We start from the raw sequence: 23,496 nt of genomic DNA, 5'->3' as shown, positions 1-23,496 counted from the left end.
GAGGTGCTAGTATGAAAAAGCCTCGCTTTGGTATTGATATCGATGGAACAGTGACATGTCCTAGTACTCTCATTCCACATATCAATAAACAATACAATATAAATATTACACTCGACGATGTGTGCGAATATGATTTTTTATCAGCATTTCCCCACCCTGTTGATCGTGTAGCATTTAATACATGGTTTAAAGAAAATGAGCCATATATGTATGAAGTATCTGAAGCAGCTAAAGATGCGAAAGATATTTTAAATACGTGGAAAGAAAACTACGAACTTTATTACATCTCTGCTCGTGGTGAGAATGTATCAGATGTTACGGTAAATTGGTTTAAATCACAATCTATTCCGTATGATCATATCGAGCTCATCGGTAGTCACGATAAAATTTCCGTAGCAAAAAACCATGGTGTTGATGCATTTTTTGAAGATAAGCATGATAATGCGGTTATGCTTGCGGAGGAATTAAAAATACCGGTTGTATTATTTGACACTCCGTATAATCGCCTTGCTGTTCCAGACAATGTCGTACGTGTTTATAACTGGCAAGAAGCCAACCATTTTATCACAGATTATTTTAAATAAATCAATTGGAGTCGTGTTCATGTATTGAACACGACTCTTCTTCTTTTATACATCAAGTATCCCTCGTAACCAACGCTCCACAAAATTCTCAAAGGTAATGCCATAATTTTCGTAAACAGCATGGTACACGAAATAAGTTCCTAATCGCTCAAGTAATTCATCATTAATCTTCATCACAAACCGCTCCCTTTCTTCGGAAAATTTACTAAATTTTCAGATTTTTAAAACTCCAATTTCTCGACATTCAAGTGGAGGTCGCATCGTTGCAAAACCGTCACAATCTGCCGCCTTCATGCCCTTTTTTCATAGTTTTCTTTTCGTTACTATAGTAGTATCAACTTGCAATACTGGAGGGACTACTTGTGAGATGGATGACAAAGGTAGCTTGTATAACATGTCTTTGCGCGTTGCTAACTGGCTGTGGTAATCGATTATCAGAAATTAAAGACGCGGTTTCAGACATAAACTCAGCAGCAGAAACTGCAGCCAGTGCAGTTAGTCGTGATGTACATGCTGTACGAGCAATTGCCATTAACTACAAAGATACATCTTTTACGGTTAATGACCTATTTAAAACTATTTTACGTGACGTACGCTGGGATTATGACGCCGAAAAAAGTGAGCTTCATGTGAGAGGCACATGGCAAGCACCACTATTTTCTGAGCAACCGTGGGATGATACGATGAAAAAACAACTAGCAGAAACAGGCGTAGTAAAGGTTACATGCACTATTAACAACAATAAAATTGATAGCGCCCTCACAAATGTAACACTTATTTTTAATGACGAAACGATTCTAGAAATGACTGGTGAGGATGCACTTCATCACCTATATGATACATATTTACAAAAATAAACTCCGTAGCTTTTAAACAAGGTTGTTTTCTCAAAGATTGTTACTGTAAAAAAAGGCAGATTTTATCTACAAAACGTGTAGAATAAATTCTGCCTTTTTTTCTGATATAATCGGAAATTTAACTAAAGCTCCCTGTTTGTTTAAGTTTATTAATTCATACGATAAGACTATTTATTAGCAAAAAGTAGGCAAGATTAATATCTTTTACTTTCCCACCGTAAGCCCTTGCGTTCATAAAAATGGTACCGCCAACTGAACCAGGGATACCATAAGCGAATTCAAGCCCGTTAAAGAGTTTGTCTATGCGAATTCTGATACGTCAATAATAGCTACGCGGATTGCTCGGTAATAGTGTTCTCTTCTCAACTAATGGCTGTGAGGTACGTAAGGAATAATACAACCCCACGGATACCTCATTCCTTTAAGATCAAGTTAGAACCGTTCCCTAAGACGGTTCTTCCGTATAGCAATAGTTCAAACGTTTACGATTGGGCTATATAAATGACTATATCGGCTGAACCGCCTGTTTTTGTTTAATTGTTAGTGTTATTGTCTGGCAGCTTCTTCTAGGCTGTTATTCTGTGATGCTAGGTGAGGATATGTATTTTTTCTAAATAATACTTCACGATAGCTAAATATTCTCTGGAGTAATACTTAATACGAAATTCAGATGGTGTTGCAGCCGGTAAGCCGGTTACGTTAAGTCCTAAATCTTCAGCAATGGATTCGGCTCGATATAGATGGAATCGGTTTGTTACAACTACAACTGTGGAATCTTTGTCTATGTAATCCATTGAATACTGAAAGTTTTCAAGAGTTCGAGTAGATTTGGATTCGGTGATGATTCGTTGTTCATTAATACCTAATTGAATTAATGATTCTTTAATTACAGAAGCTTCAGACACAATTTCGTCCTGCCCTTGGCCACCAGAAGCTATTGCAATTGTATTTTGATTTTCTTTTAAGTATGCAGCTGCGGTTGAGATGCGCTCGAACAGCAGACTAGACGGTTGATCCCCCGATAAACGAGTACCTAAAATAATGAGGTAATCTGCATTTTCTTTCGCAGTATCTTTGCCTTGAGATACGATAAGTAAGTGTAGGCAAAGGAAAAAAACAAGTACTGCCGCGAGCAATATAGTGATATGCTTGAATATCTTCTTCATAATAACCTCCTTATATACTGTAACGATTGACATTATATAAATTATCGGTAGCAAATTTCAATATATGAGATTGTTTTAAGGCTTTTCTAAAAGATCGTTGCTATTATTTAGTCTGTGGAACTCCTTTTAATCTTAATAATCCAATCAGCTTTATAGTAAGACGAACGGAATGGTGTGATGTTCCAACTTTTCTTCACCTAACCTGCACTATTAAGTGAAGAAACAACAATCTTTAAGAAAGCATCCTTAAATGCTGACGCTTCGCTTTCGCACAGAGCAAAGCTTCCTAGGGGCGTCAGATGAGCCGCTTGGGGCAACAGATGTTTTTTGTGCGAAAGCGTAGTGTAACGTAGCGGCAGCAACAGGATGTTTTTTGTGCGAAAGCGTAGTGTAACGTAGCGGCTGGATGTTTTTTTGCGCGAAAGCGTAGTGCTAACGTAGCGGCAGCGGCTGGATGTTGGCCACGAAGGCGTTATCACAGGACGTGATGGTTTTAGCCTTCGTTCCCTACTTGCTTCAGGGTCTCATCTGTGACTGTTTAACATGACATTTTATTGACTAATTTATTTTCCAAGGATATACAGCTTTTCTAACATTTAGTTGTTAAGAAAGCTATTTTTATGTTCATCCATAAATAAGCCCCTCCCCGGAAGAAATCTTACAATTTTGAAATATCGGGCTCTTCTAATTGAAACTGACTAAACTAGCAAGTTATAATCAAAGTATCACGTGTTGGTTTGGAGGTGTTTGCATTGGGACAGAGAGATTAAAAATTGGCGAGCTTGCAGAAAAAACAGGCATTACCAAAAGGACAATCGATTATTATACAAACATTGGCTTATTAGAAGCCGAACGTTCTGCATCCAATTATCGCTACTATGCCCCTACAATGATTGAACGACTTCATATTATTGAGCAACGCAAACAACAAGGTCTTTCACTCATAGAAATACAACATGAACTAAACACTTCGCATGAAGAAATCGATGTGCAATTGCTACGTGTAAAAATGCAGGATGTAACTTCTCTACTTGAACAAATAAACAAACAAGACAATAAATATATCGAAAAGATTAAAAAAAATGTTTCACCCGAAAGTATTGCGCTCATGCAATCTTTATTTTTACTTATTCATAATTAGGAGGTGACGTTCTGTTCATACAGAACGACTATTTGGAGACCATACTCAACTTATCGATTTTCACCATTTTATTAGCTTTAACTGGCTTTTTCGTAGCAACGGAATTTGCTATTGTAAAAGTACGTTCCTCAAGACTTGACCAATTAATTGCAGAGGGCAACAAGAAAGCCATTTCTGCAAAGTATGTTGTCGATCATTTAGACGAGTACTTATCTGCCTGTCAGCTTGGTATTACTGTAACAGCGCTTGGTATCGGGATGGTCGGTGAAAAAACCTTTGAATTTATGCTACACCCTCTTTTTAACTTGATTGGCATTTCAGATAAATATATGACGATCTTTACAATTGGTAGTGCTTTTGCCATTGCAACATTTTTACATGTTGTTGCCGGGGAGTTGGCACCAAAAACTGCTGCGATCCAAAAGGCTGAAACGATTACACTCCATTTTGCCAAACCTATTATGTTGTTCTATAAAGTGATGTATCCATTTATCTGGTTCCTGAACGGCTCAGCTCGAGTATTAATTGGCCTATTTGGTATGAAGCCTGCTTCAGAGCATGAGTTATCACATACAGAGGAAGAATTACGATTACTGCTATCTGAAAGCTTTGAAAGTGGTGAAATTAATAAAACAGAGCTAAAGTTTGTGAATAATGTCTTTGAATTTGATGAACGTATTGCTCGTGAAATTATGGTTCCTCGAACAGAGATTGTTGGAATTGAAAAAAATGAATCTTTTACAAATATGATTCAATTTATCGCCGATGAAAAATATACTCGCTATCCTGTTTATGATGGTGATCGTGATAATATTTTAGGCTTTATCAACGTTAAGGAATTGTTTACACACAGTTTGCTTGAACAACTTACAGACGATTCATTAATCCTTGAAGATTTCATTAATCCTGTTATACGAGTAATTGAAACGATGCCTATTCAAGCATTACTTGTGCGTATGCAAAAAGAGCGAATTCATATGGCTATTTTAATGGATGAATACGGCGGGACATCAGGGCTTGTAACAGTCGAGGATATTTTAGAAGAAATAGTAGGTGAGATTCGAGATGAGTTCGATGATGATGAAATTGCAGAAATCCGAAAAGTAAGTGACAATCACTATATTTTAAACGCAAAAATTCTCATTGAAGATGTTGAAAAACTATTAAATGTAACACTTGAAGCAGAAGAAGTCGAAACATTGGGCGGTTGGTTTTTAACTGTAAATAACGGCATTAAAGCAACTAAAAATATTGAGTTGGCCCCTTATATATTTAGTATCTATGAGCAGCAAGGCCATCGTATTCATTACATCGAAGTTCGTCCCCTTCGCAACATTTTGCCTGCTGTATTAGAAGCATAATCTGACTAATACGGTTTTCTTAATAGTTTATAACAGTTTTAACTCCATTACTATCATTTAAATGGGCCTATTCTAGTTTTTCCAAATACTTTTGTCTCATTCCATTATTAGGCATATCCATATATAATAAATATATGGATATGATTCTATTTTCAGGGGGCAATACATATGAAATTGTTTAAACTATATCATTCGGACGGTATTCATATCATTACTGACGTCAAAAAACACAAAACTAACATTGAATTAAAAACAATTACAGGTGAAGTATTATATATTATCGTCGTAACAGATGAAAACTACACAGTATACGATGATCGTTTTGCTGGTGCTTCAAAGCAATTAAATTCTGTGGAGGCATTTGATATTGACGGAAACTTCCGTAGCCTAGATTTTGATAATATGCGTTCACTCTTCAAAGAGGCATTTACGAAGCTATTACAAGAGATTGCAGAATGTGTCAATGAAAATGAGGAACTAGTAGATATTGATACACTACGTCATAAAGTAAGTGCTCAAATTAAAGGTATCCATTTCCGCGTTATTTCTGACACAAAAAAATATGAGATTTAAATATCTAACAGGCTGTCCAATCAATAGATTGATGGGATAGTCTGTTTTTTCGTTTCAATATTCAGTACTTTACCCGTTAATTAACCACAGTTACCCGCGAAACAACAAACATCTCATACTACTTTCATGTATAATGGTATTTAATTATCTGAAAGAAAGGGTGTTTTGGATGAATCGTGAACAATTAATCACACTTATTTCGGAAAAACTGAAATTAATCCGTACCGAAAAAGATTTAACACAGGATCAGATGAGTGATTTACTAGGACTCTCTAAAAAAACACTTGTTCAAATTGAAAAAGGTCGTATTTATACTGGCTGGACTACAACGGTTGCAGTTTGTGCATTATGCCGAGAAAGCACAATTTTACAGCATGAGCTTGGCGGGGATCCACTTGAGGTTGTCGACTTAATCGCTAACAACGGAACATTACATCCTAAGGAAAAGACGATGGGTGGATACATATGGTGGAAAAATCTTAGCGAGTACAAAGGTTATCGTCTACAACAAAACGTCATTAGTCAGCATTTTCGAATTTTAGATACAAACAACTATCGCCTACTATCAACATTCGACGAGTCAATAGTTAAGCAAGCATGGGAAAACTTTCAAGAATAATCAATTATGCCTCGACATAATTGTAGCTGTCGCTTCGCTTTCGCTACAAAAAACATTCGCTGAAAGAAGTTAAAGTACTGTACTTGCACATAACGTAGAAGCATTGCATCCAAATACTTCTACGTTATACACAAGTAGAAAGAACCTTTATAAAAGCTGTACGATACCGCCAGTAATGGACTAATTGTAATTTGGGTCTCCTGTTTTTGTTGTACCACTTCACCTCTCCTTGCTCTTTTCATTTACACCACGAGTCTTAAATTTCATTTAAACCCTATAAATGATGTGTTTTCCATAATTCCGTTAAAATAGCTGTAGCAAATTCACTCTTCCTCTATTCCAACACTATAGACGAATGAATACAGAAATGAAATCACTTCGTCATATGATAAAGTGTAACTAGAAACCGATAGTATGGAGTAATAACATTACAACCAAACTTTTGGTTAAAAGTTACATTAGTCGAAATTTGTAAAACTATTCTCTATACTAAATAATAGCTTCTCTAATACTGGAAAGGATGCTCTTTTATGGATCGAATACTAGCAATTAGTGATATACATGGGGAATTAGAACTTTTTGAAGAATTATTATTAAAAGCTAATTATGATACTGTGCAAGATCAGTTATTTTTACTTGGTGATTATATTGATCGTGGGCCTGCATCTTGTGGCGTTTTAAACTTAGTCGGAGAATTGCAGGCAAAAGGTGCACGTGTTCTATTAGGAAATCATGAAGCCATTATGCTAAAAGCCTGCCGCTCTGGTCATCCTAAGCCGTGGAATCATTGGGTGGAACTTTGCGGTGGCGAGGCAACACTTGCAAGCTATGGTTATCAGTTAGACGATTTTAAGGAAGTCATTGAAGATGAGACATTACCTAGCTTTATTCAGTCCTTACCAAAGCTCGAAGAACATTTACAGCTTATCGAAACCTTTGATACTTACATCGAATTAGAGGATGCCATTTTTGTACATGGCGGTGTTGTTCCTGGTGTAGCTTTAGCAGAAACAGATCCCTTGCAATTTTTATGGATTCGCGAAGAATTTCATGCAGGTTATCAAGGCGAGAAAACTGTAATCTTTGGCCATACACCTACCTATAGACTTCACCAAAACCCAACAGATTACAGTGTCTATTTTGGCGAAAATAATATCATTGGTATAGATGGTGGAGCTGTTTTTGGAGGTCAGTTACACGCATTAGAATGGCCAAGTCATCAAATAATATCGGTGGAAAAGGAAAAGCCAACAAGTGTAGAATAACCTGTTGGCTTTTCGTGCTGAATGAAGATAATAGTTTTAATACAATTTAAAAATAACACCTACTAAAGAGTAAACAATAACCGTTGTAAATAAAATTGTCATATGGATAAGTGAGAAAACAAACATTTTTGTCGCCCACTTTATTTGATCTTTATTACTATGATAACCGTAAATACTCATCACAAGCCATGCAATGCTTAGCAATAGAGCAACAAGCATAATGCCAACACTTAAAGTGCCAAATAAAAAACTTGATAATATTAATAAGATTAAATAAAAGTTCGTTTGATAATAAGTACGACGCATCCCTTTTACAACTGGAAGCATTGGAACGCCGGCCGCTTCGTAATCAGCATGCTTACGAATGGCAATGGCATAGAAATGGGGCATCTGCCAAATAACCATAACTAAAAATAGACCAAGTATCGCAGGATGTGTAATATCAGAAGAAACAGCGGCCCAACCAATATAAGCTGGAATCGCCCCACCTACACTCCCAATTTCCGTATTATAAATCGTATGTCGTTTTGTCCACATTGTATAAGGTACTACATATAAAAATACCCCTAAAAGACCAAAGCCCGCAGCTAATGGAGAAGCAAGGGCCAACACAGCTGCCCCGATAATGAGCATGGCAAAAGCTAAAGTTAACGCTGTTTTAGCTGACATTTCACCAGTTACAGTTGGTCGACTTTGCGTACGAGGCATTATTGCGTCAATGTCGCGGTCATACACATTATTAAATGCTCCAGCAGCACCAATAACAAGTGCTGAGCCAATCGTTGCGAAAATAATTTCAGGTATATTCTCTACAAAAGTCATTTTATTTTTGTACATACCTAGCGTTAAACCAGCCCACATAGGAATTAAATTGGATTTAATGATTCCTGTTTTTACTGTCTGCGCTAAAATAGAAGAGCGTGAGGACTTCTCCAAAGACTTCTTGGAAGATTGTAGTTTGTGCTCCGTTTTTAGATTTTGTTCCATTCATCTTAATTCCTTTTCTCTCTTAATTTCTACACGCTTTACCATTAGAAAGCGACAAATTTTGCATTAGTCATATCAAATTATTATTCTACCTCTTTTAGATAGAGTCTGTCTCAATGTTCACATAAAGTACATCATTTTCTTACTCTTTATATTCTACCCAACGAAAATAGAGATACACGTTCATTCACAACATCTTCTATGATACCACCGACTGACGTGAATTTGAACCTAATTGGCTTGATTCTTTGCATATTACTATTCAAGTAAAACAAACTACTCTATACTAAGGTGTATGTTTTAACTATATAAAGGAGTGTCTACCACGTGAAATACGGATTTATCGGCCTTGGAAATATGACAACGGCCATTATTAAAGGAATGTGTAAAAGCGGAGATTTTGATCCTACTTTTATTTATGGCTATAATCGTACCAAAGCAAAAACAACAAAATTAACAACCTCTTACGGTATTCAAGCCGCAAGCTCTATTGAAGATATTATGTCGAATTGTGACGTCATTATCCTCGGTGTCAAACCCCAAATGTTACCAGATGTTTTACCAGAGGTGAAAAAGCATTTACAAGACAACCATGTCATTGTTTCTATCGCGGCAGGTAAAAACATTTCATATTTTCAAGGTTATCTATCTGAAATTACCCCTATTATTCGTGTAATGCCAAATATTAATGCGCTTATCGGTGCCTCTACAAGCTGCTATATAGCGAGTGAAGAAGTATCAGATGTGCAGCTACAGCATGTCATTTCACTGTTCGAAACAGTTGGCACAATAATCGAGGTCCCTGAACACCTATTTTCCATATTTACAACGATCGGTGGTGCTTCACCAGCCTTCACCTATATGTATATTGACGCTTTGGCACGTGCTGCTGTACGTGAAGGGATGCCAAAAAACATGGCTCTTGATATTGCAGCAAATGCAGTACTCGGCAGTGCAAAAATGATTATACAATCTCAGGAACATCCTTGGGCCCTTGTAGATCAGGTATGCTCACCGGGAGGAACAACTATTCAAGGTGTATCCTCATTACAAAGTAATCATTTTGAAACAACGATTCACGATGCAGTTACTGCAGTGACCGACAAAGATCGAAGCTTATCAAAATAGAGCTTGATTGATCTACTAAAGAATAAAAATAAAACCGAGACATCTTTCATGTCTCGGTTTTCATTTCATTGAATATTATCCTGTAATTCCTGTGCTAAAAATGCAGTTAAGTCACGTAGGTTTTCTGGTGTAACACCATGACCGTCTGGATACTGCTTAAATGTCACAGTCGCTCCAAATTGCTCAAATATTTCTTTACTTTCAGTACCCCATTGCGACGGGATGACATAATCATAATCACCATGAGAAATAAATGCATGTAAGTGATCGATTGGGCGAATTGCATATTCCACTGTCACGAATTTCGGTGTGTAGCCACTTAAAGCTACTATTCCTGTAATTAAATTACCCATTGCAAAAGCAAGTGACTGTGCCAAAACTGCTCCTTGACTAAATCCAAGCATGTACACTTTATGTGGATCAACTTGATATTCATCAATTGCCTCTAGCACAAATCGTTGTAGAGCCACTAATACTTTATCGAAAATTTCACGGTCTGGTTTACCGATGTCTTGGATTGTGAAAAAAGCATAGCCAGGCTTTTGCGTAATAGGTCCACGTAAACTAAAGATATGACATTGCTCTTTAAAGTCCTGCACTAACTGTGGTAAATCATCTTCATTGCTTCCCATTCCATGCAATAAAAAAATCGCTGGATATTTTCTATTTGGATCCATATTCGTTGGTTGTGTATGTTTAAATGTAAATGGTGTATTCATTAAAAAATTCCTTTCAGGTGAACTTAGTGTCACCTTATTATACTGCAAAAAATATCTAGACAAAAACAGGATTGCTTCGTTATCATAAATAGTTTTTGGTGCGTACGATACGACACTTGGAACACGATGTTTTTATAAACGAAAGCGTTATTATAGAACGTATGCTTTTAGCCTTCATTTCTCTCTCAACTCGCTCTAAGGCACTGCAATCGACTTATATACATGACATAAAACAAATATTATCTCAACTTTTGTAATGAGCCAAACTATATTAACTTTGTCTTATTAATAAGACCATCAGTATGATAAGCAATATAGCCGTTAACTATACGAATCGTTTCTTGTGGATCTGCGTTAAATAGCACTTTTGATTGCTCTGGAGTTGAGGCAAGTACCGTTAATAAATCTATGCGCATTGAATGTCCAGCAGAGCTATAAGCATAATCGTAAACAATATCTTCCTCTGTCACATTGTCTGTCACATATTGTTTATGAAACAATTCTTTAGCGGCATCCATTTGTTCCGCGACCTGCTGACGAATACGCATTTGATGCATCAATAGCTCTTCCTCAAGTACAGTGGCCTTTAACCACTCTTTCTTTTCAAGCATCTTCAGAAATTCGTTTTCCCAAACTTGCTCATTTTCAGTAAAATACAGCATATTCATCATTAACATATCCCAAAAATCAATTTGAGACTGTGCCGATTTACGCTGCATCTCTATTACTTCTTTAAAGTGCTCCTCAATCTTCGTAATATTCATATTGCGCACTAAATGATTACATACATTTTCAATAAATTTATTTGCGACTTCTTGTGCCATCAAAAAACCCGTCCTTTATATCTACAAATCATTTCCCCACTATCATACCATGATTGTAGAATAGAAAGAAACGGTTGACGTTTAGGTCTACAATGTAGGCTTTCATAGTTTTACATAGCAAACAAAAAAACATCCTTGTTATAAGATGAAACAAGGATGTTGCATGAACACTTTATACTTCAGATGTAGTAATTGAATCTAAAATAGACTTTGCATCATTGTGAAGCGATTGATAGTTCTCCTGTAAAATATGCGGAGGTACAGGTTTGCTGAATAAGAAGCCCTGTACAGTATCACATTTGCTGTCTATTAGATATGATAGCTGTTCTATCTCTTCTATTCCTTCTGCAACTACCTTTAACTGTAGATGCTTTGCCATAGAGAGAATCATGTCAACTAGTGCCTTATCTGTAGAGTCCGATTGTATTTTCTGAACGAAAGACCGATCGATTTTTAAACAATCTATAGGAAAATCCTTCAAATAAGATAATGACGAATAGCCCGTTCCAAAATCATCTACAGCGATCGTAATCCCAAGCGCCTTCAATTTGTGTAAAATCGTCGTCATATGATCAATATTGATGGTCATACTTTCTGTTATCTCTAGCTGTAAATATTTTGGCTCTAATTGCGTTTTCTCAAGAACATCGTGAATTATTTCAACTAAATTTTGCTGAAAAAGTTGACCTAATGACAGATTGACTGCCACTTTAATCGGTGGCAATCCAGCTGCTTCCCAACTCTTTACTTGTTTACATGCTGTTTCTAGTACCCATTGTCCTATAGGTATAATTAATCCCGATTCCTCAGCAATTGGAATGAAGACTCCCGGCGAAATCCACCCCTTTTTTGGATGCTGCCATCTAACTAAAGCCTCTACTGACTTAATTTGACCCGTATGTAAATCTAGTTGTGGTTGATATTCTAAAAAAAGCTCTTGCTTCGCTAATGCATCATGTAAATCAGTTTCTAATAAAAGTCGTTCTGTCGTTTCATTAGATATTGAAGACTCATAGAACCTAATGCGTGTTGGCGTTTTCTGTGCTTCGTGCATGGCATAAAATGCAAATCTAATAAGTTCCTCTTCCCTATAAGAATCAGTTGGAAATAAAGCAATACCAATATTTAATTGACTATTGAGAGAAAAATGTTGTACTTGAAATGATTCTTCCATGACAAGTTGGAGCCTTTGACTTAGCTGCGTCAATTGATGGGTATCATTCACCTGATCAATATAAACGACAAAATAATCTTCTCTTAGTAAGCATAGTAAATACTTTTCTGGTAAAACATTTTTCAATCTTTGCGCGATTAGACTTATCATTTGGTCTGCATATGTACTACCTAAAGACGCTTTAATAGCAGCAATTCTTTCTATACCGATAGCAAGAATTGCCTTTTGGGATTTAGATATGTATAACTCTCTCTTTAATGATTCCATTAAAAAACGTTCATTTGGTAAATTCGTAATCTCATTATGGTAAGCCATATGATGCATCTTTTCACGAGATTTTTCTAAATGCTCTTGTGTATCAACTAACTGCTGAAAAGGTTTTTCAATAGATGAAAAATAAATAGCTCTAAATAAAAGATAAGATGCACCTAACTCAAACATATGTCCTATGAAGTTTTTAATATCAGAAACATCTTGATACATGGTATAAAGAAAATCACTCATTATTAAATAAATCGAACTACATAATAATAAAAATATAATTTTAGGTGCTTTTTTAAACTTTAGAAGTAATAGAGCCATAATCACCAAATGGAAAGCTACAGCTATATATTGCAAAGTATTTTTTAAAACAGTGGGACCTTCACTTTCTATCAAAAGTGGTGGCAATATAGGCGTTGGGGCATAGATAACGACAAAACAACCAGTGATTATTACAAACGGTAAGCTATAAATAAACCAACGATAAATCGATTTTATTTCCTTTTCCTTTATAAAAAAAATAATGAGAAAACCAATCGATAATAGTAATCGACAAAACATGTAAAACCATGTTGATGCATACGGCGTACTTTCAGTAATAAAAAATGGCATTCCTTTATAGGAAAGTGCGTGAGCCATTTCTAATAAGCTAATCGTTAAAAATAATGACCCAGCATAGAGGACTTTATTCGATAAAATATAAGGCGTAATTAACCATGCCTGAATCGAAATAGACATTGTCACTACAGTAATAAGCATTTCCATCATTAAATGAAGCGTTACATAATTGTTCTCTCCAAATATCCAATAAAATTTATCACTACCCAAATCAATTACGATTAATAACACCAGTGATAATAGGATAAATTGAATGCCCTGCTTCACAAATGAAAAATCTTCATTAAATTTCCACATCATAACACCCCTTCTTAATCTCTAAATAATCTCCTTCCATATACTGTTTTATCGATGTATTTAGGATAATTATACTATAAAACTAACACTAAGAACCAACTTTTCAACTAAATAAAAATAAAAATTTAGGACTAAATATTAAAATAAAGTGAAGCTTCAATCAGTAGGAGGGGTTCTTCATCCTACACTGAATATTAATCTTCACTTATCAGGCTTTTTCGAGATAAAAAGTATCACTACAAAAAACATGTGCTGAATTAAAATAAAAAAGATGCCTCAACTTATTGAGACATCTAATAATTTTTATGAAAATACATAGCTATCCATATTATCTATCGTATTTTGGATAGCATCTTTTAAGGAACGCTGATGTTCGCCACAATCAGCTATTGCCTCTTCTAATGTAATCGCAGCATTTGCCATAAACGGTGCCATCTGCAAATCCTTCGCTAATTGAATAAGAACAAGTGCTTTATTCCATTTCCAACGCGCATTTTTTGGATCCAAGTTAATAGCTTGCTCTAAGTAGCCAAGTGCATCAAATGGCAACCACCCAAAGCGATGCATAGTTTGACCTGTGATGCCCCAATATAACGCCTTGTTAGGGTTTTCTTTTACTGCTTGTCTAAAACAATGGACACTCTCATTGTAATGATGTGCAAACAAAAACAGTTCACCTTGTGTAAAATATGATTGTGCCTTCTCATTTGAAGTACCTGTTGTTGCTACATCCTCAAGTTCTTTAATACGCTTTGAAAACTCTGTTTCATCTTTTATCGCACGAATTTCGACTACGGTATCCGATTCAGGATAACTTTCATCCGCTCGTTCTGCATGTTGAGTTTCAACAACCAGTGCAGACTTTGGATAGCTAGCAAAATCGTACTCTTCTAATAATTTAATATATTTATCAGCTAACACTTTCTCATTTTCATCTGTAACTTGTTTAGCCGCCTCATAACACTTCATTAGCTCACCATTATAAAAATAATCATCCATTGTCATTCAATCTTCCTCCAATGTACAACTCTTCAGTATATTTAGTATACACTACAAAATTCAATTATGCCTCGGCATAATTACGTCCGGAGGATTTAACTAGAAATTAAAAAAAGACTGTTCAAAAATAACTTTTGATCCAGTCTCCGCTTTACTTATTTTTTTAATACTTCTTTATTTAAAAATGTACGTAAATCTTCTTCTGATAAGGCACCTACAAAACGTTGAACCTCTTTACCACCTTCAAAGTGAATGAATGTTGGTGTGTATTCAATGTTATATTTATCCCCTAATTCTCCGTATTCATAAACATTTAATTGGGCAATATCAACACCAAGCTCCTTGGCAATAGGCATTAACTCAGGTGTAAAAGCTTTACAGTGCATACATGTTGGACTGAAGAAATAAGCATTTACATCTTCACCAGCTTTTATTTTTTTTTCAAGCTCGTCAGGCAACATAATATTTTGGTAATTTTTATCATCCAATTGATCAATTGTTTCTTGTTTTAGTTCTTTGTCGCCATAAAGTTTCTCTGCGTTTTCTAATTTGCTATTGTTCGAGACTTTTGTTAGCACAATAATTACTGCAAATAACAAAACAATTACCGAGCCAATAATTAGTAGTTTTTTCATGGGAATGTGTTCCTCCTTTTTTACACCAAAAAATCCTAGTTTTAGTGTATTCGCGATTGATTATAAAGTGTTTTTAAAACCTAGTAAACTAATAAGTCTTCGGAAATAAGTTTTTCCATAATTCAAACATAATCTGGCCCAAATTTGGGAACATACATATATAATGCTCAATACGAATATGGAGTGGTTAATATGAAACACACTATCCGAAATATTTTTCAAATTTATAAAAGTGATATCCATAATATCTTAACAAACTGGGTAGTTGCTGTCATTATTGGTGGACTCATTTTTTTACCTTCTCTTTATGCGTGGCTCAATATTTATGCCTCTATGGATCCCTATGCTCATACAGCCAACATGAAAATTGCTATTGTCAACGAAGACACAGGAGCGAATGTTAGAGGAGAAGATATTAATGTCGGTAACGAGGTAGTAGACAATTTAAGTACCAATCAAAACTTTACTTGGGAATTTACCTCTCATGAACAAGCCATTGATAATTTAAAAAACGGTAACTATTTTGCGGTTATTGTTGTCCCTAGTGATTTTTCTCAAAAACTGACCTCTATAATATCAAATGTGCCTACTAAAGCGCATATCGATTATTATGTAAATGAAAAAATAAATCCAATCGCACCCAAAATTACAAGTAAAGGTGCAAGCGGACTGACGCAACAGGTTTCTAGTGAGTTTATCTCAACTGTCAGCGGAACACTTTTTTCTATTTTTAATACGGTCGGTGTGGAGATGGAAAAGGAAATTCCAGATTTTAAGAAATTCGAAAATTACATTTTTACAATCGAACATAACCTTCCTGATATCGGAACATTTTTAGCAAAAACCGCTAAAGGTGGAAAAGAAGCTGAGACTTTACTGAACCACACGATTACCCAAGTTCCTGAGGTTGAAAAATTAACAAATGATGGTCTAACAACTATCAACTCAGGCTTAAAATTGATTAATGAAGCTGATACATTGTTCAACCAGTTGTCCCCTATCATAAAAAAAGATCTAGAAACTGTACAAAATATTGCCCAACGATTTACAGATATAATAGGGAAAATACAAAATGCTAATGTAGATTCAGCTACCATTGCACAAATAAAGGATACGATTAAAAATCAACTGGATGCATCCCGTGATAAAGTAAACTCTAGCATCCAAACACTCGAAGCACTTCAAAAATTAACACAAGCTGATGCTTCGACTCGTAAACAGCTTGAAAACAAGGTGCAAAACATCCTGACGGCCCTACAGCAAAACAATTCTGAAGATGTTAAGACTTTGCTAACAAATAATAAAATTATTGAACAGCTTGAAGCTATCCGTGGAGATTTACAGGCAAATCCTAGTTTTACTGATTATTCTTTAAGCTCTTTAACAGCATTAAATCAGCTGAATACTTTATTAACGGACGCCTCAAATAAAGTACAGCAATTAAATAATATTGATGTCGAAACAATCAAAAAAGATCTTGCCGATGTTCAAAATGTTGCACAAAATGCTTCTAACAATCTTCATCAATTTCTTACTAATTATAACGATCATCTAGAACCACAAATTCATACGACCTTGACTTCTGCAAAAAATACGTTAACAAATGCATCAACCATGCTAACAAAAGTAAAAAGTGTACTGCCTCAGGCTACAGATCGTTTAACAAATGCTAAAAATATGTTAGCAACAGCTAATAAGACAATTGGTACAGTACAATCAGATTTTCCTGCTTTAAGTACAAAAATTAAAGATCTTGCAGACAAACTAAGAAAATTAGAAAGCGAAGCTGATATTTCTAAAATCGTTCAATTATTGAAAAACGACGTTAACGCCGAGCGAGATTTCTTTGAGGAGCCTATTAAGCTTGAGGAACATAGAATGTTTCCAATTGCTAATTATGGAACAGCTATGACACCTTTTTACACTGTGCTTTCCATTTGGGTTGGTTGTTTATTATTAATTTCTCTTTTATCTGTAGATATTCACGACAATAATCAATATAGTATTCGCCAAATATACTTTGGACGTTTATTAACATTTGCAACTTTTTCATTTATTCAAACGCTCATTATTACAATAGGAGATATTGTTATTTTAGATGGGTCAATTAGTGCTCCTTACTTCTTTATTCCATTTGGGCTATTTATTAGTTTAGTGTTCATTACGGTTGTCTATACGCTAGTATCCGTATTCGGAAATGTTGGAAAAGCGTTAGCCATTGTTATGTTAGTGTTGCAAATTGCCGGTTCCGGTGGCACATATCCTGTAGAATTGCTACCCAAGTTTTTCCAAATGATAAATCCATTTCTTCCGTTCACTTATGCGATTGGAATGATGCGAGAGGCAGTTGGTGGTATTATTTGGTCAAAGGTCTGGATTGATCTTGCCTTTTTATCTTTCTTCTGGCTCATTTTCATTCTATTTGGTTTCTTCATGAAAAAATTACTGAGTGAGAAAATGGAACTTTTAATGAACAAAACACGCGGATTAGATATATTTCATTAATTTTTGCTAGCGCTTCTTGTAAATCCTAAAACGAACGATGTTATAATGGAAGTATTGTAAACATGTAGGAGGCGCTTTTGTTGAAAAAACTACTATCTATTTTTACTTTGTCGTTATTAGTGTTAAGTGCTTGTGTTGAAGATCATCAGGCTGTTGAAAAAAATCAGAATGAAGCGCAAAAAGAAGCTTCACATGAAGAACATGGACATGCTTCTGGAGATATTCAGGAGGAAACTGCTTCTGCTGATGTTTTACCATCGTTTTTAAATAATAAATCAGAAGATATTCGTTTAGTGTATCAAATTGCTGGTCAGTCTACAGAAATTTTAGAATGGATGCCATGTTATTGTGGATGTGGCGAATCAGCCGGACATAAAAGCAATTTAAACTGCTTTATTGAGGAAAAACGTAAGGATGGCACAATTGTTTGGGATGATCACGGTACTCGTTGTCTCGTTTGCCTAGAAATTGCTGTACAGTCTGCAAAAATGCATAAAGATGGTATGAGCCTGAAAGAAATTCGTCAAACAATTGATAACACATATAAAGAAGGCTATGCAAAACCAACACCGACTGATATGCCTGCATAATAACAAAAAACTCATCGTTCTGATGAGTTTTTTTGTTATTTAACGAGTCGTAACACCGTTTTAAAATGTGGATGATCTGCACGTTGTAGTAACTCGTATAAAATCATTTCCATGCTTGTTGGTAAAATCCCAAGTGCCTTCATCTTCTCAAGCCCTAGCTCTTTATTGGCCTTTGTACGAGAGGACACTGCATCTGCAACAACTTCAACCTCAAACCCTTGTTCTTTTAGCTGTCGAGCTGTTTGGTAGACACAAATATGTGTTTCGATACCTGTCACAATAAATTGAGAACGACCACTTTCCTTCATTGCATCGACAAACTCTTGCTCCTGGCATGCACTAAAAGCCATTTTAGCTATAGGTTGTTGACCTTGAATATGCTGAGCAATATCTAATGCTGTCCCACCTAAACGGCTAGGATTTTGTTCAAGCCATAAAATAGGTACCTCCAAAGCTTGCATAGCTTGTACCAGCTTGGCCACATTTTCAATCACCGCTTCACTTTCGTCAACAATTGTCGCTAACTTCCCTTGGACATCGACGACAACTAAACACGCTTCTTCTATTGTAAACATTTAAAACACCCCTTCTATCCGTATTCACAATTCATTATACCGAAAGTTACTTGGTTTATGTTGTAGGTTAGAATAATTCCCCGCCCGAAATTTGATTAGTTTTTATGTAAACCAATATTATTTTTAATATAAACCACATTTAAAACTGAATCAGTGCTAGAAATCAGTCAATGTTGGCTGCTTTTTTTGTTCCTCTCTCTCTACCTAACTATCCCTAGACTACACCTACGGAAAGCGTCCTTCTGGAGTGGAATGTGCAAGCGAGTACTTATTTAGCAAAAGAGATTTCATTTAAACAAACACGAACATTTTATAATTCTACCGTTTTAGCAACGTGTAAATCACGAAACATCAACTCATATATACACATCCATTTTCAATTTGTTCGTATTTAAAGCCAAAACGCTATTATGAATTTTAACTCAATTGTGTATATTTTGTTGCGAGCCTGTCATTATTCTGCTCGAATAGTGAGAATTTTATTTTTTCTCTTGAAAATTAAGTTATAATCCAGTAAAGTGCTTTTAACGGTCAGTATTCCGCTTAATCTATTACCTATATATATAAAGTTGCTAGATGACTATGAACTGATTGTAAAAGCCCGATAGATTCAAATTAGTAGGGACTAAAAACCCTATGATTAAGGTTTAACCTTATAAAACAAACAAGGAGTGTACCACTTTGACACAACGAGCATACAATTTTAACGCAGGCCCTTCTGCCCTACCACTAGAAGTATTAGAAAAAGCCCAACAACAATTAGTAAACTTCCGTGACTCAGGCATGTCAATTATGGAAATGAGCCACCGTAGTGCCATTTTCGACGAAGTACATAATGAAGCAATTGCTTTATTGAAAAAGCTTTATGCTATCCCAGAAAACTATGAAATCCTTTTCCTACAAGGTGGAGCTAGTCTTCAATTTACTATGATACCGATGAACTTCCTACAAGCAGATCAAAAAGCAAGCTACGTATTATCAGGATCATGGTCTGAAAAAGCTTTCAAAGAGGCTAAATTATTTGGTACGCCCGTAGAAGCTGCTAGCACAAAAGAAAATAAATACCGCAATATCCCAACTTTAGCAGACATTCAATTCAATGAAGAGGATGCCTATTTGCATATCACTTCAAACAATACGATTTACGGTACACAATGGAAGAAATTCCCTGAAACGGGTAATGTACCATTAATTGCGGATATGTCTAGTGATATTCTTTCTAAGCCAGTTGATATAAGTAAATTTGGTCTTATTTATGCAGGGGCTCAAAAAAATCTTGGTCCATCTGGTGTAACAGTAGTCATTATTCGCAAAGATTTGTTAGAGAAAGCGAATAAAAATATTCCTACGATGCTAAAATACTCAACGCACGCTGACAGCAACTCTTTATACAATACACCACCAACTTTTGGTATCTATATGTTAGGTGAAGTATTAAAATGGGTAGAATCAAAAGGTGGCGTTGCTGATATTGCCAAGCATAATGAATTAAAAGCAAAAGTAATTTATGATGCTATTGACAATAGCAATGGATTCTATACTGGTCATGCAACACCTGAAAGCCGTTCTTTAATGAACATCACTTTCCGTGTTGCTGATGAAGAGCTTGAAAAACAATTCCTTGCAGAAGCAAAAGCAGCAGGATTTGTTGGACTTAATGGACACCGTTCTGTAGGCGGCTGCCGTGCTTCTACTTACAATGCTGTACCATTAGAGGCTTGTGAAGCATTACGTGACTTTATGGTAGAATTCCAACAAAAACATCAATAATATAATAAAAAGACGAATGATAAATCATTCGTCTTTTTACTATTTACAGAAAGAAGCCATATACCCGTATAGCAGCAAATACCTTCTATTCAATATTAAAGAAAATACATCTTTTTAAATGCCTAGCGGACATATTACCAATCTCCTTTCACTCAAAAATCATAGATTATTAGAGCGATGCGCAATAATAGTCGGGAAAGACCTTTGTACAAAAAAGGGGTGGTTCCAAATGAAACCTCACTTGGAACTACCCCTTTCTTCAAATATTGTCATGTCAGATTTTACAAAGTTTCATGCTTACACTCTGGACATTTACCATAGATCTCAAATTTATGATTTTCAATTTCATAGTCTGGCAGCTTTTCTCCAAGCATTTCCATAGGGCAGAGATTTAGCTCCTTAACATTGCCGCAATCCATACAAATAAAATGATGGTGATGATGTTCAGATTCACAATGCATACGGAAATTTCGTTCCCCAGATAACTCAGTTTCCTCCAGTATTCCTAGCTTCACAAACGTTGAAAGGTTGCGATAAATCGTATCAAAACTCATACCTGGAAAATCTTTTTTCAAAACATCTAATAAATCTCGAGCAGTTAAATATTTATCTGTTGCTGCAAACATATCTAATATTAACTCCCGTTTATCTGTTTTTTTAAAGCCGTTTTCTTTTAAAATTTCCCACGCTCTTGAAACATTCACTGCGCTACCTCCTCCCGTTTTGTAGCCATTTTAAAAACTATTTTCTTCACTAGTATTACAAGTAACAAAATTAAGATAGAAGTAACGACAATTGTACCACCGGGTGCTAAATCTAAATAAAAAGCACTGACTAAACCGATTAACACAGCCGTTTCGCCAAAGACAATTGCATAAATGATTGTTTGCTTAAAGCCCTTTGCAAGTCGCATTGCAGCAGCCACAGGTAACGTCATAAGTGATGATACAAGTAAAATACCGACGATGCGCATACTTGCAGCAATAACAAGCGCTGTAACGATCATAAATAAGAGATGAATCCAACGTGCAGGCAGACCGCTAGCTTTAGCATATTCCTCGTCGAAAGATAAAACAAAAAGTTCCTTAAAAAATATAAATAAAAAGATAATGACAACTGCAGCAATTCCTACCACTACCCATAAATCCTGACGTGATACAGCTGACACTGAACCAAATAAATAGCTCATTAAATCCGTGCTAAAGCCACTCGCAAGCGAGATAAATATAGCACTAATACCTATCCCACCTGACATAATAATTGGAATAGCAAGCTCTTCATAGTGCTTATATAAACGTCTAAGACGCTCAATTAAAACCGAACCGCTGACAGATGCCAATATGCCTAAGTAAATCGGATTTAGCATTGCTAAAGCTGTAACAGATTGACTGATATATAAGCTTCCCGCTATTCCCGCGAGTGTCACATGTGACAAGGCATCAGCAATAAGCGAAAGCCTGCGAACGACAATAAAAACACCTAATAGCGGTGCCAATATGCCAATTAATAGCCCAGAGAAAAAGGCATTTTGTAAAAATTCATAGTTAAAAATTGCTTCAATCATTATACCTTCTCCTTCTAGTGAATCTTTCTCACTGAATGGCCATACCAAGCATCAAGCGCATCATGAGAAATTGTATCAAATTCATTTTTGTAACCGTGGAAATGTATAGTTTGATTTAAACATGCTACATGACTGATACGATTCGACACTGTATCAACATCGTGTGTAACAAGAATCATTGTAATTCCCTGTTCCCGATTTAATTTCGCCAGCATATCATAAAATGACTGCACATTCTCATGATCAATGCCGACAGTTGGTTCATCCAATATTAGTAGCCTCGGTTCACTAACTAATGCTCTTGCAATAAAGACACGTTGCTGTTGCCCACCAGATAGCTCACCAATATTACGATTGATAAATGCTTCCATCCCAACAGCTTTTAATGCTTCCAATACTTTTTCCTTTGCATCTCGTCCAGGTCTTTTAAATAATCCTAATTTTTTCGATAATCCACTTTTCACTACTTCTTGGACAGTTGCTGGAAAACCCGAATTGAAGGCATTAGACTTTTGTGACACATACCCTATCCATTCACGATGCTTAAAAGTTGAACTTGGTTCACCAAATAGCTTTATTTCTCCAGACATTGGTTTTAGTAATCCTAAAATAATTTTTAATAATGTAGATTTCCCTGAACCATTCGGGCCAAGAAGTGCTAAAAAATCTCCCTCTTCTACACGGAAAGAGATATTTTTTAATACTTGCGTATAGTCATATTGAAAAGACACATTTTCAATGTCAATTAATGATTTTTTCATGTATGTTCTCTTCTTTCTAATTCATAATCATTACGATTTAACAAGTTGTAAGTATATATGAAAGTACAGTTTTTGTAAAGAAAATAAGATTGCTATTCTACTGTTTTCGATTTCGAGTTGGTATAGACATTGATTCCAATACATTAATGTGAAGCTTTTCATAGCTAGCACGACGTTCACAAGAATGATTTTTGTTTCAAGAAACTAAACAACTTTAAAAGGAGGATTAGCTTTGAGTATTCAATTTTTACAGCAATTAACACAAAGTAGTGATAAGGAAGTTGTTGCGATTGCACGTGCTGAAGGATTTGAAATTACTACTTCTGAAGTAAGAAAACTCCGTCCTTATTTGGAGCAATTCTCATTTACGTGGCTCTTTTTAGGTATTCCAAAAGATATTCTTGTAGAGGTAGAAGCTGTTTTAGGTAGAAAGCGTTCCAGACAACTAATTGCATTGTTTACGAAATAATCAATTTCTCCAGGCGTAATTGTAGCTGACGCTTTGCTTTCGCTACAGTAAACA

Annotated in this window: 24 protein-coding genes; 12 read left to right on the top strand and 12 right to left on the bottom strand. The window is 35.6% G+C overall.

Translation table 11 applies throughout. From position 1 onward, the window contains the following. The first annotated feature begins 11 nt into the window (after positions 1-11). A complete protein-coding gene (locus tag ACIQ7T_RS08040) occupies positions 12-584 on the top strand; it encodes a 5' nucleotidase, NT5C type (protein ID WP_402869606.1) in 573 nt (190 codons plus the stop codon). A gap of 45 nt (positions 585-629) precedes the next feature. Here ACIQ7T_RS08040 and ACIQ7T_RS08035 read toward each other — a convergent pair whose 3' ends face one another. Continuing rightward, on the bottom strand, positions 630-758 hold the full coding sequence (locus tag ACIQ7T_RS08035) for a hypothetical protein (RefSeq protein ID WP_256469430.1): 129 nt from the start codon (positions 756-758) through the stop codon (positions 630-632). A 197-nt stretch (positions 759-955) separates the two neighbouring features. On the opposite strand from ACIQ7T_RS08035, the gene ACIQ7T_RS08030 reads away from it, so the two are divergent. After that, a complete protein-coding gene (locus tag ACIQ7T_RS08030) occupies positions 956-1,441 on the top strand; it encodes a hypothetical protein (protein ID WP_370081626.1) in 486 nt (161 codons plus the stop codon). A gap of 587 nt (positions 1,442-2,028) precedes the next feature. On the opposite strand, the gene ACIQ7T_RS08025 is transcribed toward ACIQ7T_RS08030, so the two are convergent. After that, positions 2,029-2,607, bottom strand: a complete 579-nt coding sequence (locus tag ACIQ7T_RS08025) for a YdcF family protein (RefSeq protein WP_370081585.1) — start codon at positions 2,605-2,607, stop codon at positions 2,029-2,031. A 688-nt stretch (positions 2,608-3,295) separates the two neighbouring features. On the opposite strand from ACIQ7T_RS08025, the gene ACIQ7T_RS08020 reads away from it, so the two are divergent. The 5 genes from ACIQ7T_RS08020 (at position 3,296) to ACIQ7T_RS08000 (ending at position 7,566) form a co-directional block, all read left to right on the top strand. Further along, positions 3,296-3,748, top strand: a complete 453-nt coding sequence (locus ACIQ7T_RS08020; RefSeq protein WP_402869604.1) for a MerR family transcriptional regulator — start codon at positions 3,296-3,298, stop codon at positions 3,746-3,748. A 32-nt stretch (positions 3,749-3,780) separates the two neighbouring features. After that, entirely contained in the window at positions 3,781-5,109 is a 1,329-nt protein-coding gene (locus tag ACIQ7T_RS08015) for a hemolysin family protein (protein WP_370081583.1), read from the top strand. Between the two features lie 168 nt (positions 5,110-5,277). Continuing rightward, positions 5,278-5,682 (top strand): hypothetical protein, encoded by a 405-nt coding sequence (locus tag ACIQ7T_RS08010; protein WP_370081581.1) that lies wholly within the window; start codon positions 5,278-5,280, stop codon positions 5,680-5,682. A 169-nt stretch (positions 5,683-5,851) separates the two neighbouring features. Further along, a complete protein-coding gene (locus tag ACIQ7T_RS08005) occupies positions 5,852-6,301 on the top strand; it encodes a helix-turn-helix transcriptional regulator (RefSeq protein ID WP_370081579.1) in 450 nt (149 codons plus the stop codon). A 530-nt stretch (positions 6,302-6,831) separates the two neighbouring features. Beyond that, positions 6,832-7,566, top strand: a complete 735-nt coding sequence (locus tag ACIQ7T_RS08000) for a metallophosphoesterase (protein ID WP_402869601.1) — start codon at positions 6,832-6,834, stop codon at positions 7,564-7,566. 36 nt (positions 7,567-7,602) lie between these two features. On the opposite strand, the gene cyoE is transcribed toward ACIQ7T_RS08000, so the two are convergent. Then, entirely contained in the window at positions 7,603-8,553 is a 951-nt protein-coding gene (cyoE, locus tag ACIQ7T_RS07995) for a heme o synthase (RefSeq protein ID WP_402869599.1), read from the bottom strand. A 327-nt stretch (positions 8,554-8,880) separates the two neighbouring features. On the opposite strand from cyoE, the gene proC reads away from it, so the two are divergent. After that, positions 8,881-9,681: a pyrroline-5-carboxylate reductase gene (gene proC / locus ACIQ7T_RS07990; RefSeq protein WP_370081573.1), complete on the top strand. Its 801-nt coding sequence runs from the start codon at positions 8,881-8,883 to the stop codon at positions 9,679-9,681. 65 nt (positions 9,682-9,746) lie between these two features. On the opposite strand, the gene ACIQ7T_RS07985 is transcribed toward proC, so the two are convergent. The 5 genes from ACIQ7T_RS07985 to ACIQ7T_RS07965 all read right to left on the bottom strand — a co-directional run bounded on the left by ACIQ7T_RS07985 (position 9,747) and on the right by ACIQ7T_RS07965 (position 15,208). After that, positions 9,747-10,400 carry an alpha/beta hydrolase gene (locus ACIQ7T_RS07985; protein WP_370081571.1) on the bottom strand — a complete coding sequence of 218 codons (654 nt, stop codon included), beginning with the start codon at positions 10,398-10,400 and terminating at the stop codon, positions 9,747-9,749. A gap of 266 nt (positions 10,401-10,666) precedes the next feature. Continuing rightward, complete coding sequence (locus ACIQ7T_RS07980; protein WP_370081569.1) at positions 10,667-11,224, bottom strand: hypothetical protein; 558 nt, start codon at positions 11,222-11,224, stop codon at positions 10,667-10,669. Positions 11,225-11,396: 172 nt separating this feature from the next. Next, the gene (locus ACIQ7T_RS07975) at positions 11,397-13,577 is read right to left on the bottom strand and encodes a bifunctional diguanylate cyclase/phosphodiesterase (protein ID WP_402869596.1); all 2,181 of its coding nucleotides are present in this window, start codon (positions 13,575-13,577) and stop codon (positions 11,397-11,399) included. 300 nt (positions 13,578-13,877) lie between these two features. Next, positions 13,878-14,579 carry a tetratricopeptide repeat protein gene (locus ACIQ7T_RS07970; RefSeq protein ID WP_370081565.1) on the bottom strand — a complete coding sequence of 234 codons (702 nt, stop codon included), beginning with the start codon at positions 14,577-14,579 and terminating at the stop codon, positions 13,878-13,880. A gap of 149 nt (positions 14,580-14,728) precedes the next feature. Beyond that, positions 14,729-15,208, bottom strand: coding sequence for a thioredoxin family protein (locus ACIQ7T_RS07965; RefSeq protein WP_370081563.1), 480 nt, complete (start codon positions 15,206-15,208; stop codon positions 14,729-14,731). A gap of 192 nt (positions 15,209-15,400) precedes the next feature. Between ACIQ7T_RS07965 and ACIQ7T_RS07960 the strand changes: the two genes are divergently transcribed. After that, entirely contained in the window at positions 15,401-17,713 is a 2,313-nt protein-coding gene (locus ACIQ7T_RS07960; RefSeq protein WP_402869594.1) for a YhgE/Pip family protein, read from the top strand. Positions 17,714-17,793: 80 nt separating this feature from the next. After that, positions 17,794-18,303, top strand: a complete 510-nt coding sequence (locus ACIQ7T_RS07955) for a PCYCGC motif-containing (lipo)protein (protein WP_402869592.1) — start codon at positions 17,794-17,796, stop codon at positions 18,301-18,303. Between the two features lie 35 nt (positions 18,304-18,338). Here ACIQ7T_RS07955 and ACIQ7T_RS07950 read toward each other — a convergent pair whose 3' ends face one another. Next, a complete protein-coding gene (locus tag ACIQ7T_RS07950; RefSeq protein WP_402869590.1) occupies positions 18,339-18,878 on the bottom strand; it encodes a hydrolase in 540 nt (179 codons plus the stop codon). Positions 18,879-19,559: 681 nt separating this feature from the next. Here ACIQ7T_RS07950 and serC point away from each other — a divergent pair. After that, entirely contained in the window at positions 19,560-20,648 is a 1,089-nt protein-coding gene (gene serC, locus ACIQ7T_RS07945) for a 3-phosphoserine/phosphohydroxythreonine transaminase (RefSeq protein WP_402869588.1), read from the top strand. A 281-nt stretch (positions 20,649-20,929) separates the two neighbouring features. Here the strand turns inward: serC and ACIQ7T_RS07940 are convergent, their stop codons facing one another. Genes ACIQ7T_RS07940 through ACIQ7T_RS07930 form a run of 3 tightly spaced genes read right to left on the bottom strand, consistent with a single transcriptional unit; the run spans position 20,930 to position 22,973 of the window. Further along, positions 20,930-21,352 (bottom strand): Fur family transcriptional regulator, encoded by a 423-nt coding sequence (locus ACIQ7T_RS07940; protein ID WP_142509824.1) that lies wholly within the window; start codon positions 21,350-21,352, stop codon positions 20,930-20,932. After that, a complete protein-coding gene (locus ACIQ7T_RS07935; RefSeq protein ID WP_370081553.1) occupies positions 21,349-22,212 on the bottom strand; it encodes a metal ABC transporter permease in 864 nt (287 codons plus the stop codon). The genes ACIQ7T_RS07940 and ACIQ7T_RS07935 overlap by 4 nt, the downstream gene beginning before the upstream one ends. A gap of 14 nt (positions 22,213-22,226) precedes the next feature. Beyond that, positions 22,227-22,973, bottom strand: a complete 747-nt coding sequence (locus ACIQ7T_RS07930) for a metal ABC transporter ATP-binding protein (RefSeq protein ID WP_370081551.1) — start codon at positions 22,971-22,973, stop codon at positions 22,227-22,229. Between the two features lie 232 nt (positions 22,974-23,205). On the opposite strand from ACIQ7T_RS07930, the gene ACIQ7T_RS07925 reads away from it, so the two are divergent. Next, a complete protein-coding gene (locus ACIQ7T_RS07925) occupies positions 23,206-23,442 on the top strand; it encodes a Nif11 family protein (RefSeq protein ID WP_053484617.1) in 237 nt (78 codons plus the stop codon). Positions 23,443-23,496: the final 54 nt, after the last annotated feature.

The sequence above is a fragment of the Lysinibacillus sp. NPDC096212 genome (assembly GCF_044763105.1).
In the GTDB taxonomy this organism is placed as follows: Bacteria; Bacillota; Bacilli; order Bacillales_A; family Planococcaceae; genus Lysinibacillus.
This window is presented reverse-complemented; position numbering and strand designations above follow the sequence as displayed.